11 protein-coding genes are annotated in these 13,045 nt (G+C 63.9%); 5 read left to right on the top strand and 6 right to left on the bottom strand.

Annotated features, from left to right (window positions below; all coding sequences use genetic code 11):
- Positions 1-47: 47 nt before the first annotated feature.
- The 3 genes from AC5Y5E_RS16780 (at position 48) to AC5Y5E_RS16770 (ending at position 3,712) form a co-directional block, all read left to right on the top strand.
- Complete coding sequence (locus AC5Y5E_RS16780) at positions 48-1,511, top strand: aldehyde dehydrogenase family protein (RefSeq protein WP_167528576.1); 1,464 nt, start codon at positions 48-50, stop codon at positions 1,509-1,511.
- 16 nt (positions 1,512-1,527) lie between these two features.
- The gene (locus tag AC5Y5E_RS16775; RefSeq protein WP_083169529.1) at positions 1,528-2,787 is read left to right on the top strand and encodes a cytochrome P450; all 1,260 of its coding nucleotides are present in this window, start codon (positions 1,528-1,530) and stop codon (positions 2,785-2,787) included.
- A gap of 295 nt (positions 2,788-3,082) precedes the next feature.
- Positions 3,083-3,712 carry a transcriptional regulator, SarA/Rot family gene (locus tag AC5Y5E_RS16770; protein WP_426646608.1) on the top strand — a complete coding sequence of 210 codons (630 nt, stop codon included), beginning with the start codon at positions 3,083-3,085 and terminating at the stop codon, positions 3,710-3,712.
- 12 nt (positions 3,713-3,724) lie between these two features.
- Here AC5Y5E_RS16770 and AC5Y5E_RS16765 read toward each other — a convergent pair whose 3' ends face one another.
- The 5 genes from AC5Y5E_RS16765 to AC5Y5E_RS16745 all read right to left on the bottom strand — a co-directional run bounded on the left by AC5Y5E_RS16765 (position 3,725) and on the right by AC5Y5E_RS16745 (position 8,514).
- A complete protein-coding gene (locus tag AC5Y5E_RS16765; RefSeq protein WP_369828943.1) occupies positions 3,725-4,942 on the bottom strand; it encodes a cytochrome P450 in 1,218 nt (405 codons plus the stop codon).
- A gap of 7 nt (positions 4,943-4,949) precedes the next feature.
- Positions 4,950-6,152 (bottom strand): cytochrome P450, encoded by a 1,203-nt coding sequence (locus tag AC5Y5E_RS16760; RefSeq protein WP_083169659.1) that lies wholly within the window; start codon positions 6,150-6,152, stop codon positions 4,950-4,952.
- 67 nt (positions 6,153-6,219) lie between these two features.
- A complete protein-coding gene (locus tag AC5Y5E_RS16755) occupies positions 6,220-6,426 on the bottom strand; it encodes a hypothetical protein (RefSeq protein WP_156766006.1) in 207 nt (68 codons plus the stop codon).
- Positions 6,427-6,579: 153 nt separating this feature from the next.
- The gene (locus AC5Y5E_RS16750; RefSeq protein ID WP_067925889.1) at positions 6,580-7,359 is read right to left on the bottom strand and encodes an alpha/beta hydrolase; all 780 of its coding nucleotides are present in this window, start codon (positions 7,357-7,359) and stop codon (positions 6,580-6,582) included.
- A 3-nt stretch (positions 7,360-7,362) separates the two neighbouring features.
- Complete coding sequence (locus tag AC5Y5E_RS16745) at positions 7,363-8,514, bottom strand: amidohydrolase family protein (RefSeq protein ID WP_426626889.1); 1,152 nt, start codon at positions 8,512-8,514, stop codon at positions 7,363-7,365.
- A 325-nt stretch (positions 8,515-8,839) separates the two neighbouring features.
- Here AC5Y5E_RS16745 and AC5Y5E_RS16740 point away from each other — a divergent pair, with 325 nt between their 5' ends.
- A complete protein-coding gene (locus AC5Y5E_RS16740; RefSeq protein ID WP_499904010.1) occupies positions 8,840-9,424 on the top strand; it encodes a hypothetical protein in 585 nt (194 codons plus the stop codon).
- 21 nt (positions 9,425-9,445) lie between these two features.
- Complete coding sequence (locus AC5Y5E_RS16735) at positions 9,446-10,699, top strand: CaiB/BaiF CoA transferase family protein (RefSeq protein WP_499904009.1); 1,254 nt, start codon at positions 9,446-9,448, stop codon at positions 10,697-10,699.
- On the opposite strand, the gene AC5Y5E_RS16730 is transcribed toward AC5Y5E_RS16735, so the two are convergent.
- Positions 10,692-13,028 carry a CaiB/BaiF CoA transferase family protein gene (locus AC5Y5E_RS16730; protein WP_083169539.1) on the bottom strand — a complete coding sequence of 779 codons (2,337 nt, stop codon included), beginning with the start codon at positions 13,026-13,028 and terminating at the stop codon, positions 10,692-10,694. The genes AC5Y5E_RS16735 and AC5Y5E_RS16730 overlap by 8 nt on opposite strands.
- Between the last annotated feature and the right edge of the window lie 17 nt (positions 13,029-13,045).

Here is a 13,045-nt window from a genome sequence, read left to right as displayed (position 1 = left end):
TGGGCTGCGGTCCGAATGCGAGAGCCACGCCATACTCAGGAGGCCCAGTGCCCATCATCGCTCCGCCGGTTGAGAAGCTGCCCAAGCCGACGCTTCTCATCGGTGACCGGCGAATCGACGACAGCTCCGGCGGGGCTGTCGATCACGTCTACGGCGCGACCGGCAAGACCACAGGCAATGTGACACTGGCGGGGGCTCGGGAGATAGACATCGCGGTTCAGGCAGCGAGATCGGCGCTGCCGGCTTGGCGCGCGACCACCCCCGACCAACGCCGCGAGCTGCTGTTTCGCGCAGCTCAAGTCTTCCGCGAGAACTCAGAGGAACTGGTGGCGATCTCCCAGATCGACAACAGCATGCCGGTATTCGCCGCTGCCGGTGGGCCGGCGAACGCGGCGGACGCCTTCTCGTATTACGGGGGGTGGGCCGATAAGTTGGTCGGCGATGTCATTCCGACCTGGCCGACACCATCACTCGACTACGCCACGCTCAACCCGTACGGCGTCGTCGGCATCATCATTCCCTGGAACGGCCCGATCTACGCCGTCGGCATGACCGTGGCGCCCGCGCTTGCCGCGGGCAACTGCGTACTGCTCAAACCGCCGGAGTTGGCCCCCTATGCGGCGATCCGCATCGGCGAGCTATTCCTAGAGGCCGGATTTCCTCCTGGCGTCCTCAACGTGGTGACAGCCGGTCCCGAGGGCGGCCAGGCGATGGTCGCGCACCCCGGCATCGACAAGATTCACTTCACCGGCAGCGGCACCACCGCCAAACGCATCCTCGACACGGCGAAAGACGTGCTCAAGCCCGTAGGCCTGGAACTCGGAGGGAAGTCGGCCAACATCATCTTCGCCGATGCCGACCTCAACAACGCCGCCATGCAGGCGATAATGGGCATGCAGGGCAGCGGCCAGGGTTGCATAAACGGTACCCGGGTACTGGTAGAACGACCGGTCTACGAAGAGGTGCTGGCCTTGGTGCAGGGGGTGCTGGGAACTCTCGAGGTCGGCGACCCACTGGTTGCTTCGACCTTCTTCGGACCCGTCATCAATGCTGCTGCGGCGGAACGCATCGTACGGGTGATCGACACCGCCAAGAGCGAGGGGGCGCGCGTCGTGGCCGGCGGCGAGCGACTCGGCGGTGAACTCTCAGACGGCTACTTCATCGCACCTACCGTGTTCGCGGACGTCGACAACTCCTCGCCATTGGCCCGAGACGAGATCTTCGGTCCCGTCGTCGCCGTGATTCCGTTCGACACCGAGGAGGAGGCCGTGCGGATCGCGAACGACTCCCCGTTCGGGTTGGCCGCCTACGTCCAGACGTCGAACCTCAAGCGCGCCCACGCGGTGGCCCAGCAATTGGACGTCGGATTGATCTGGATTAACGGCTTCCTTGGCATTCCCACATCGGTGCCGTTCGGTGGCGTCAAGCAGAGCGGGTGGGGACGGCTGGGCGGATTCGACGGGATCCGCGAATTCACGCAGCCGAAAAACGTTTTCGTCAACCTGATGTGACCTGAATCGAGAGAACATGACTGAGACCGAGAATCCGACCGCACGCCCGACCGTCGATTTCGATCATCATTCGGCCGCATTCGCCGACAACTGGCGCGAAGTCACCAAGGACCTCCGGTCCAGATGCCCCGTCGCGTGGACCGAGGCGCACGGCGGCTACTGGGTGGTGTCCCGCTACGACGACGTGAAGAAGGTTGCGCTGGACGATCACACCTTCTCATCGGACAACGACTTGATGGGCGAGCGCAAGGGGTACAAGGGAACCGCCATCCCGTCGCCCCCAATGCAGCTGATCCCACTCGAGGTCGACCCGCCACGGTTCAACGAATACCGCGAGTTGTTGAATCCTAAGTTCTCGCCAGGCGCGGCCGAGCAATGGCGCCCGTTCATCGAGCAGGTTTCCAACGCTCTTATCGATCGATTCTGCGAAGCCGGCGAATGCGACATCGTCAAGGACCTCGCCAGCCCCGCGCCAGCGATGCTCACGATGAAGCTGCTCGGACTACCACTGGCCGACTGGGAGGATGTTGCCACTCCCTTTCACGAGATTTCCTGGGCTGTGCCGGGCTCTGAAATGTATCAACGCGCGATTGAGGGCATATTCCGTGTCCTCGGGCGGCTGTCCGAGGAGCTGAGCAAGCGCCGCGACACGCCCGCTGAGGACCTGCTGACGTTCCTTTTGGACTCGAAGATCAATGATGAACCGCTGTCCGAGGAGGAAATCCTCAAGATCTGCTTCCTGCAGCTAATCGGTGGTGTGGACACCAGTACTGGCCTGCTCTCTCACGCGTACGCCTGGCTATCGGAGCATCCGGCGGAAAAGCAGCGGCTCATCGATGAGCCGGAGCTATTGAAGCGCGCCACCGAGGAGTTCCTCCGGTGGGCGTCGCCGGCACCTGCGCTGGCCCGGACGGTGACGACCGAAACCGAACTTGGCGGCCAACGCTTGTGCCCCGGTGACCGGTTACTGCTGTCGTGGGCTTCGGCGAACCAGGACGACTCGGTGTTCGAAAATCCCGACGAGGTCAATCTGGAGCGCTGGCCGAACCGTCATCAGGCCTTCGGGCTTGGTGCACACCGCTGCCTCGGCTCGAATCTGGGCCGGGTGCAGTTTCAGGAAGTTTTGAAGGCCACGCTACGCCGGCTGCCGGATCTCAAGGTAGACCTTGCGGCGGCACAACGGTATCCGTCACTCGGTCAGGTGAACGGATATTCGACGTTGCCAGTGACTTTCAGCCCGACCAGTCCAGTCGGGGAACAGCTTCCCCTCGACTAGCGCGTCACAGGTGTCCAAGCGGTATGAACCGCGCGAAGTGAAATCCATACTCCGGCAAAACCGGCCGAGGCTGTAACCGGAGACGTGACGCGATATCTCGGAGAACCGCGGGAATCGCGTCCACGTAGTTCCACCGCCTCGCAATGGTGTCGCCGGATTCACGGTCTAGAGACGATGCGCCCGCCTAGGTACTAGTACGAGTATCTAGCGCGCTGTGAAACAGCGCACTAGAAGGGGTTCGCGATACGAGTTGGGCCGGCAGCTGTCGTTCGCGTTGTACGGGGCGGCGAACCGAATGATTCGTTTCCACAAACCCATTCTCGAACCGCCAGGCCTGACGTCTCCCAGTAGCTCGTCATCCTGGCGCTGGTTGACGGAGCGCCGCAGACCGTGGGGCGCATTGGGCGCGCGCCCGGATATGGATACCGGCACCATCACGCCTGTCGTTAAACGGCTGGAAGCCGCCGGAATGGTCACACGCCAACGTGACCGAAACGATGAACGCCGCGTCCTGGTCGACCTCACCGGTCGGAGCAGGGCACTAGAGGCCGAGGTTCGCAGCGACCGGGTGTGCCTGCAAGTGGTGACCACGGATGACGAGGGGTTCCCACGTGATCAGTGCGCCAGCTCGCGGCTGCACTTCTCTGAACCGTCGGCTCAGCAAGCCCAGCGACGTTTTCGCCCAACGGTTGCCGGTGCTACGACGCGACGCGCTGGCCAAGTCCGTGCCGGCGAAGCCGAACCGGGAGCAGACGCGAAACTGCCTAGTTCAGGGCGAAATCGGGCACTGTTGCATCTGCTCACCAGTGGCCGTTACCCTCAGTGCGACAGCGCCATTGTCGCCGCTCCGGTTCGGGCGGGCAGATTGTCGCGACGATACGAAGCGGCCGCTCAATATTGCAGGCGAGTGTCACATCGACGGTGATATCGGCCTTGATCAACTACTTGCAACCGCTGGCACCGGGAAAGTGATCGGCAGGTGCTTGACCATCCGCACCGCTACGTTGTCGTAAACCAGCGAATCCTCCGGCCCCACCGTGTAATTGGGAATGCGGTCGAGAAGCTCTTCTAGAGCCAGCCGCATTTCCAAACGCGCGAGATGCGACCCCAAGCACCGGTGGGTGCCGCTCGCGAAGACCAGGTGGTCCTTGCGTGCACGGTCGAAGTTCGTCGTGAGTGGATCGTCGTAGAAGGTGGGGTCGACGTTGGCCGCAGCCCAACTCGCGTGAACCACCTCGCCGGCCTTGATCACGAGGCCGTCGCCGAGATCGATATCCTCCTCCGCATACCGAAAGCCCTCCGGAACCGGCGACTCAAAGCGCATGATCTCCTCGACGGCTGCCGGGATCAGAGACTTGTCTTTGACGAGCCGGTCGCGTTCGGACGGGTGCTGCCCCAGCCATGCGAAAGCGAGTGACATCGACGATGTCACGGTGTCGAGTCCCGCGAACATGAACAAGAACAAGATATTGACCAAGTTGAGGTCCGGCATGGGCTCGCCATCGACCTCGGACTTGATGAGGCTGGCGATAACGTCGTCCTCGTGTTCGGCCGTCTTGCGCTTTTCGGCGAGGAACCCGACGAAGTACTCGTAGATCTTTCCCGCGGCGATCGCCATGTTGGCCTGCATCTCTTCCATCGTGGCCCCTTGGGGATGGATGACGCCATCTTTGAACTCGAGGAAGAAGTCCAGGTCGCTGACGGGAGCACCGACGAGTCGCAGAAACGTCAGGCATGGAAGCGGTACACAGAAGTCGTTGTACAACTCGGCCTGGCCCTTGGGCAGGAACTCGTCGACGAGTTCTCTGGCCAACTGACGAACCGAATTCTCCAGCAGCGCTACACGTTTCGGCGCGAACAGCGGATCGAGCAACCTTCGCCATTTCTTGTGTTCCTCGCCGTCGATCTCCAGCGGAATCAACGGATTGTCGTTGCCGAAGCTGCCGCCGCGGCCGCCCGCGCCCGTGACTCCGGGGTGACGATTGATCGCCACGATGTCGTTATGTCGGTACAGCCAGAGGACACCGTCCGGCGAACGCTCGGCACGCACATCCCGCGCCTTGTCGTGGTAGTGCTGCTGCGGGTGTGGTTCGCTGGCCATGGCCAGCACCCACTCCGAGAGCCGAGGGTCGTAACGCTCGCCCTTGTCCATCATCCTCCAATCATCTCGTAGAACTCGGCGGGAACGAGATCCACAGATTCTCCACAGCCCGCACCGCGCAGTTGTCGTACGTCAGTGCCGCGGTATCGACCGTGTAGTCGGGGATCCGCTTGAGCAGCTCCTCGACGGCCAATCGCAGCTCGAGCCGTGCCAGATGGGAGCCAAGGCATCGGTGGGTACCGGTGGCGAACACCATGTGATCTTTGCGCCCGCGGTCGAGCTTGACCGTCAACGCATCGTCGTAGAAGGTCGGGTCAACGTTGGCCGAGGCCCAGAACGCGTTGATGTCCTCCCCCGCCCGGATCACCAGGCCGTCGCCGAGGTCGATGTCCTCTGTGGGATATCGCATTCCGGAGGGTACGGGCGACTCGTATCGCAGCAGTTCTTCGACCGCCGCGGTGATCAATGACATGTCCTGCGCGAGCCGTTTGCGCTCCTCCGGGTGCCGGCCCAGCCAGCCGAAGATGCACGACATGGATGAGGTGACGGTGTCGAGCCCCGCGAACATGAACAGGAACAGGATGTTGACGAGGTCCAACTCTGCCAGTGGCTGCCCGTCGATTTCTGACCTGATCAGGTTGGCGATGACGTCGTCCTCGCTGTCGGCGTTCTTGCGTTTCTCGGCGAGAAACCCGACAAAGTACTCCATCAGTTTGCCGCCTGCAGCGGCCATGTCGGCGTCGATCTCTTCGGTGGTTTCGCCCTTCGGATGAACGACGCCTTCCTTGAATTCGAGGAAGAAGTCGAGATCCTCGACGGGCGCGCCGACGAGGCGCAGAAAGATCAGGCACGGCAGTGGTGTGCAGAAATCCTCGTACAGTTCCGCCTTGCCAGTGGGCGCGAAGCCGTCGATGAGTTCCCGTGCCAGGTCGCGCACCTGCGCCTCCAGGCGCGCAACTTGCTTCGGCGCGAACATCGGGTCGAGCAGGCGCCGCCACTTCTTGTGGTCCTCGCCGTCGATCTCCAACGGGATCAGCCGCGCATCGTGCCCGAAGCTGCCGCCCTTGCCGCCGTTGCCGAGCACGGCTGGATGGCGGTTGATACGCAGGATGTCCTGGTGGCGGTACAGGTGCAGCGCCCCGTCGATGTGTTCGGCGCGGACGTTTCCGGCCTTGTCGTGATACACCCTCTGCGGCTCCGCCATACTCTTCACGACCTGCGAGAGGCCTGAAACGCGCGGGTCATACCGCGCGGCTTGGGTCATCATTTCTCACCGTCCACATATGAACCTTACCCTGTAACGTGACGTATACCACAACGCCATAGATGACTCAATTATTTATCTGATTTAAGGCGAGCTCTCCAGTGTGTCGAGCTCTTCCATCGCGATGGCGAAACGGGTGGCGCCGATGAGCCAGGAACGCGTCCTCGAGGTGGGGAAGCTCGTCGGCACCGTTTTTTTGTAGTTCGTCGAGGTACAGCGACAGCAGATCTCGCTCGGACGCGAGGCGATCCGCCGGGTCCATCGCACCGGTCATGAAGTAAGTGACATCCCAGATGTATTACCCTCGGCCCATCGCCTGAATATCACAGAAGCCGAGGCGGCCTTCGGTGTCCCGGGACGTGTTGCCCAGGTGGGCATCGCCGTGCACGAACGCAGTCGGTAGCGCAGCGCCGACATCGACGGGCTGTCACGTCGCCGATTCCCCATCCGCCGGTAGATGCTCGGTAGCCGTTGATGCAGATGAAAACGCCAGTTGCACAAGGGCATGCGCCAGCTCCGCTGGATGCGTGATCATCGCTTCGTGTCCGGCATCGACCTCGACCACCTCGTCGACACCGCCGAGGTTGCCGATGAAGCTCCGTTGCTTGGCTGGCGGCAACGCGCGGTCGCGGCGGGTCAGTACCCAGCTCCTGCGCACCGATTCGGGCAGCGCCACCACCGACGGCTGAGTCACAAGTGCCGCGCTTTCCGGCACGATGTTCACCATGACCGCCGCGCGTTGTTCCCGCGTGGCCGCATTGGCGAAGACGTGGCGCACCAGCCAAGGCGGAGACCGGATCACCGGTGACCGGTTCACTATCCGCCGCACGACCTGCCGGAATCCGAACGCCAGTGAGTCAATGACACATTCGCCGTTGCGCGGCACACAGCACGCTACGAAGATCACGTGCCGCACCCGGCCCCCGCCCAGGCGGTCCACCACACCGGCCAGGACTACACCGGCCAGTGAGTGCCCCACGAGCACCACCGTTCCGTCGCAGCGCGAGCTGATCTGCTCTGCCACCGAGCTGACACAGTCCTCGATCGTCAGAGTAGTCAGATCCCCTGGGACATGCCGTCTTCCGGGAAGATCAACGACCACGCTCTCGATGTTCGGCCGAAGAGCCGCAATCGCGATCAGGGTGTCGCGCCAGCAGCGGCCGGTATGTGCGCCGCCGTGAACTAAGACGAGCCGGGCGGCGGTCATCTGTCAGACGGGTGATCCGGCGTATGCGTCGGCCAATTCCTGCGAGATCGGGAAGCGGAATAGCTTTTCGGCGTTTTTGTGGGTGATGAGGTCGATCTCCTCCTGGGAGATGCCGTCGAATACTTGCTTCGCGGCAAGCTGAGTCTTCGGAAACGGCGTGTCGGCGTGCGGATAGTCCGACTCCCACAGGATCCGATCGACACGGAAGTCGTGCCGGTATTTGATGCCGACGGGTTCCTCGATCATGCAGAAGTACATGCTGCGCCCCGCGACCTCGGAGGGCTTGATGTGAGCATTGGGGAGGTGGCTCCAGTACTGGTGGCGCTCCCACTGTCGGTCCGCACGCTCGATCGCCGCCGGAATCCAGCCGATACCCCCCTCGGACCAAACAACTTTGGCGTCGGGGTACTTGCGCAGCAACGGACTGACCATCAGGTTGACCGATGAACGGGCGGCGTTGGCGAAGGCCGCGGCGATCTCGGTCATCGGGTTGAGTCCTTCCAACGTCACCTGAGCACCGCCCGACCCGATGTGCATACAGATCGGAGTCTCGTCGGCCTGCGCGGCGGCGAACAGGGGCTCCCAGTAGCCGGCGTGGAAGTTGGGCAATCCGACGACCTGGGGGTCTTCGATGAAGCAGATGGCCTTGCTGCCGAGGCCTACGCAGCGCTCATGCTCCTTGACCGCGAGGTCGACGTCCCACACCGGCAGGATGTGCATCGGCACGAAGACATCGGGGGCGGTGCCGCACCATTCCTCGAGCATGAAGTCGTTCCACGCCTGGACGCAGACGAGCGCGAGTTCCTTGTCCTCGAAGGTGGCGAACTTACGGCCGCCGAACCCCGGCAGCGTCGGGAACGAGACCGACGCGAAGATGCCATTTGATAACAGATCCTTACGCCGTTCTTCGGGGTTGTAGCAGCCGGGGATCATGTCCTCGAACCGGGCGGGCTCCATGCCCCACTCCTCGCGCGGCTTGCCCGCGACGGCGTTGAGCCCCATCGTGATTTCCATGCCGCCCTCCCACTGCCACATCTGGCGGCCGTCGACCTCGACGACGTGGGGCGCGCGATCCTTGAACTTCGACGGTACCCGGTCGGACCACACGTGCGCCGGTTCGACGATGTGGTCGTCGACGCTGAACAATGTGAACACAGGGCCTCACCTCTTCTGTCCCGGAAAACGCCACGGCATCCTTCGGACATGATGGCACTGCGCCGCGGTGATTTGGGGGGTGCTGACCCGGAACGCCGTTTGCGCTTGAACCGGTTGCCTCGCCCTTCCGACGCCGCGGTCGACTCCAATACGCTGCGAGATCATGCGCTCCGACACCTCACCCGCGGGTGCGAGGGATCTGTCCGCGATCTGGCGCGCGACCAGCGACCGCATCACCGAAATCGTCCGGACACAGCCGGATACTGCGGCGTACACGCCGGTGCCAACGGTGCCCGGAATCGCGGTCCGCGACGTGATCGCGCACTTGATCGACACCGCGCGGCTCGCGGGGGACGACCCCGCAGGGGCCGCACGGGAAAGTGTTGCCTTGCCGGCACCAGGTGCCGCTGGCGGCGCGAGGCTCGCCGAACTCGTGGTCGGGTGGGAAAAGGCCACCGCCGCGCTCGACGCGTCTGTCGCCGCCGATGCGGGCCTCGCGTCGTTGTTGATCACCATCGCGGTGATGAGCGAGCACGACTTGCGCAGTGCCCTCGGGGTGCCCGGTGCGCGCGACGACATTGCCGTCAAAGTCGCGCTCGACGAACTGTCGGGCCGCTTCTCGGACCGGGTCGCCGCGGCTGGGCTGTCGCCGCTGCGAGTGACAGTCGAACAATGGGGAACGATCGCAGGCGACGGCCGGGCGATCGCGTGTGTGGTCGCCGACCGCTTCGAGTTCGTGCGGGCGATGTCCGGTCGCCGGTCCGCGGATGAAATTGGCCGGTGGAATTGGGGGGTCGAGCCGAACACCTACCTGTCGGTGATATCCGAGGTGGGACTGCCCGCGAACGAAATTCGTGAACGAGACCCGCGAATCCCCGAGCACATGCGCGACCGCGAGTTTGTGCTGTAACCGACCAGGAAGGGTCACGACATGGGATTGCTCAGCGGTGTCAGGGTGCTCGAATCCGCCCAGCTGTTCAATGGCGACACCCTCGGGGCCCTCCTCGGCGACCTCGGCGCCGACGTCATCAAGATCGAAAGTCCCTTCCGCGGTGACTATCTGCGCGACATGCTCGGTCAGATCGCACCGCACAACAGCCCCGCCCACATGCAGATCAACAAGAACAAGCGCAGCGTGGCGCTCGATCTGCGCAAAGATGCGGGCCGCGAGGTGTTCTGGAAGTTGTTGGCGACCGCCGACGTCTTCGTCGACGGCAACGCCGCCGATGCCATGACCAAGCTCGGCGTCGGATACGAGGCGCAACGGGCCCTCCGCCCCGCGATCGTCTACTGCCAATACAGCGGATACGGCGCGACCGGACCGTACGCCACGATTCCCACCCACGGTCAGATGATGAACGCGGCGGCGGGCGGGACGCCGATGGAGATGGGCGAGGACGGCCTGGTGCATCCCTACCGAGGCCGGCAGTCCTTCAACGGAATCGCCTCCGGCGGGGAGGGGACGGCGGCCGGTGCTACGTTCGCCGCCTATCACGTCGCCGCGGCGCTGTTCCAACGTGAGCGCAGCGGCGAGGGCTGCTACATCGACGTTTCGGGATCCGAGGCCGTCATTTCCTCGGCATGGATCGCCGCGACATATATCCTCAACGACGAACGGGTTGTCGACCGTCGCTCGCTGCCCGCCCCACAGGATCCCGCGGGTACGTCGTCTGCGAAGTATCAGTTCTACCGCACCTTGGACAAGCGCTACGTCCTGTTCTGCTGCATCGAGCCGAAGTTCTGGGCGAACTTCTGCAAGCTCGCCGAACGCCCGGACCTCATCGGCGAATCGGACAGCGGTCCCGTCGATTTCGCGGTCTCCGGCGATCCCAGTCAGACGCTGCGCCGCGAGATTCAGAAGATCATCGAAAGCCGTACCCAGGCCGAGTGGACCCGGCTGGCCGCCGAACACGACCTGGCGATCGGCCCCGCCCTACAAGAGGACGAACTCCGCAGTGATGTGCAACTGAGTGCCCGAGGAGCATTCATCGATGCGGTACATCCGGTCGCAGGGCCCTTCACACACGTGACACTGCCCGCGCTGGTCAACGGAAAGCGCTCGACGGAGATCCGCCACCACGCGCCCGCGCTCGGTGAGCAGACCGCAGAGATTCTCGGTGAGATCGGGTTGACCGACAACGAGATCGGCGTCTTGCGCGACGCAGGGGTCATTGGCACTACCTGATCGAACCGCGCCCCCGCAGTTCGGCGATCTTGTCCGCACTGTAGCCATGATCGAGGAGCACCGCTTCGGTGTCCGCGCCGAGCTCGGGGGCAAGGCGGTGCGGTGGCGTCGTCGCGCCGGTCACCCGTACCATGACCGCGGCCTCCCGCACGAATCGCCCACTGCTGTCTTGCACCTGCGCGATCCGGCCGATCGCCTGGTTGGCCGGATCACGGTGGAACGCTTCGTTATTCGTAGCAGTCTTGGGGATCATCGCCGCGACGCCCGCTGACCGAAGCAGTCGCAACCACTCCTCGCTATCGCGCGTCAGGAACACTTCGGACAGCATGTCCGACAGATCGTAGCTGTTCTCCGAACGAAGCTCGGGCGTCGCGAAGCGCGGATCGTCGAGAATGGTGACTGTCAAGGCCGATTCGAGCAGGCGGATCTCGGCGTCGCTGATCGCGACGACGCACAGCCAGCCGTCGTGGGTCTCGTAGAGCTTGTCGAGGGGGCCTATTCCGGTCTGTAAGGGATCGAGACGCTCAGCCCCGAGGACGGTTCCGTCGGGCCGCCGGACAATGTGTGCTGCGTGCGTCATGGTGGCGTTCAATTGCGGGTTCTCGACGTAACAGCCGCCCCCACCACGGGTTTGATGCAGCAGCGCCATGAGGATCCCCACTGCGCCGGTGAGGCCGTTGCCGGGATCTTCATTGCCGACCGGCCACATCGGCGGATTGAATTGACCGCCCACCTCGTACCCGATGCCCACATATCCGGACATCAGCGGCGCGAAGGACTGCCGCATCGAGTCGGGGCCGGTGCTCCCCCACCCAGGCGCGTACAGATAAATCGCATCCGGATTAAGTTGCCGCACATCGTCGTAACCGAGGCCGACGCGATCCGCGGCACCTGGGCGCATGTTGTGCATGACGACGTCTGCCCACTCGATCAGGCGTTCCCTCGCTGCTTGCAGATCCGGGTCCTTGAGGTTCAGCGAGATCGCGCGCTTACCCGCTGACGCGGATCTGAATGGGCGTTGGATTCCGCGTAGTTGGTCACCCAGCGTGGTCTCGAGCTTGATCACGTCCGCGCCGAGGTCGGCCAGTAGCCGGGAGCTGAAGGGGCCCGCGTAGTAAGCACCCGCGTCCAGGATGCGCAGACCGTGCAGCAGGCACGCCTCGTTATCGTCGCCTTCTTCGGCAGCCGTGTTTTCGTGATTCGAAAGCACTGCCGGCCAATGGTCGTCGTGCTGTCCGACGATGGGGGCCCCGAGGGTCGGGCGGTGGTCAAGTCCGCTGAATCTGATCGCGGGCGCCACCTGTTCGAGTGGTCCCAACACCGGGTCTTCGATGCGGCTGACCATGTCGTTGTGGCGCACCTGAGGTTCCTCGAAGATCTGCCCCGGATGCAGTTCCGGAATCGCGGCGACGTCGGCGTCGAGCAGCCGTTTGAGCCAGACGTCCCTCGGCTGGGATTCGAATATTGCCGGGATTTCCGCCGCAACGATCTTGTGTTCGTCTTCGTTCAGCGGGAAGCGCATGTCCGAGCCGTCCTCGGCAACGGGAATCCGGTCGCCGAGTCCCAGTTCCCGGATCAGGCGGCCGAAAGCACCGACGGCGCCGGTGTGGATGCCGATGTACTCGTCGTCGGCGCACCGGAATGACCGGGAAATCAACCGGATGCTGCCGGGTACGACCGGTGGCGCGGCGTTGGCGTCGTCGGCATCGCCCCACATCATGCCCAGATAGCTCAGAGCGCCGTCGACGAGCGACGTCTGTACCAGCCTGCCGCGATTGTCGTCGGCGCGGCGGTAGAGCGCCGCGAGCGAACCGATGACGGCGAGATAGGCAGCGCCGATACTCGCAAACGGCAGCCCTTCATAAATCGGTGCGGGTCGCGCGCCGACCTGTTCGGCGGTGACCCCGACATACGATTGGACGACGGCTTCGTGGCCGGGCACCTCGGCGAGCGTGCCGTCCTCGCCGAAGCCCGATATCGATGCGTAGACCAGCCGCGGATGCCCCTCGTGCAGCGTGGCCCAGTCGACCCCGAGCCGTTCGGCGACCCCGGGGCGCCAGCTGGTGAGGAAGATGTCGGCGGATGTCAGCAGCCGGGACAACCCATCGCGGCCCTCGACCGTTTTCAGGTCCAGCTGAACGCTGCGCTTACCTCGGTTGAAGACGGCGTACTCCGTCGCAAGTGCGCGTCGGAACGGATCGCCGCCCGGCGGCTCGACCCACCAAACCTCGGCGCCGTAGTCGGCGAGCAGGCCGGTAGCGCGGGGTCCCGCAAGCCCCCGTGAGCAGTCGATGACCCTGAACCCTTCGAGCGGCCCGCCCACGTGCATACCTCCATCAACGGCAA

The organism is Mycobacterium sp. NGS54, assembly GCF_059812465.1.
This window is presented reverse-complemented; position numbering and strand designations above follow the sequence as displayed.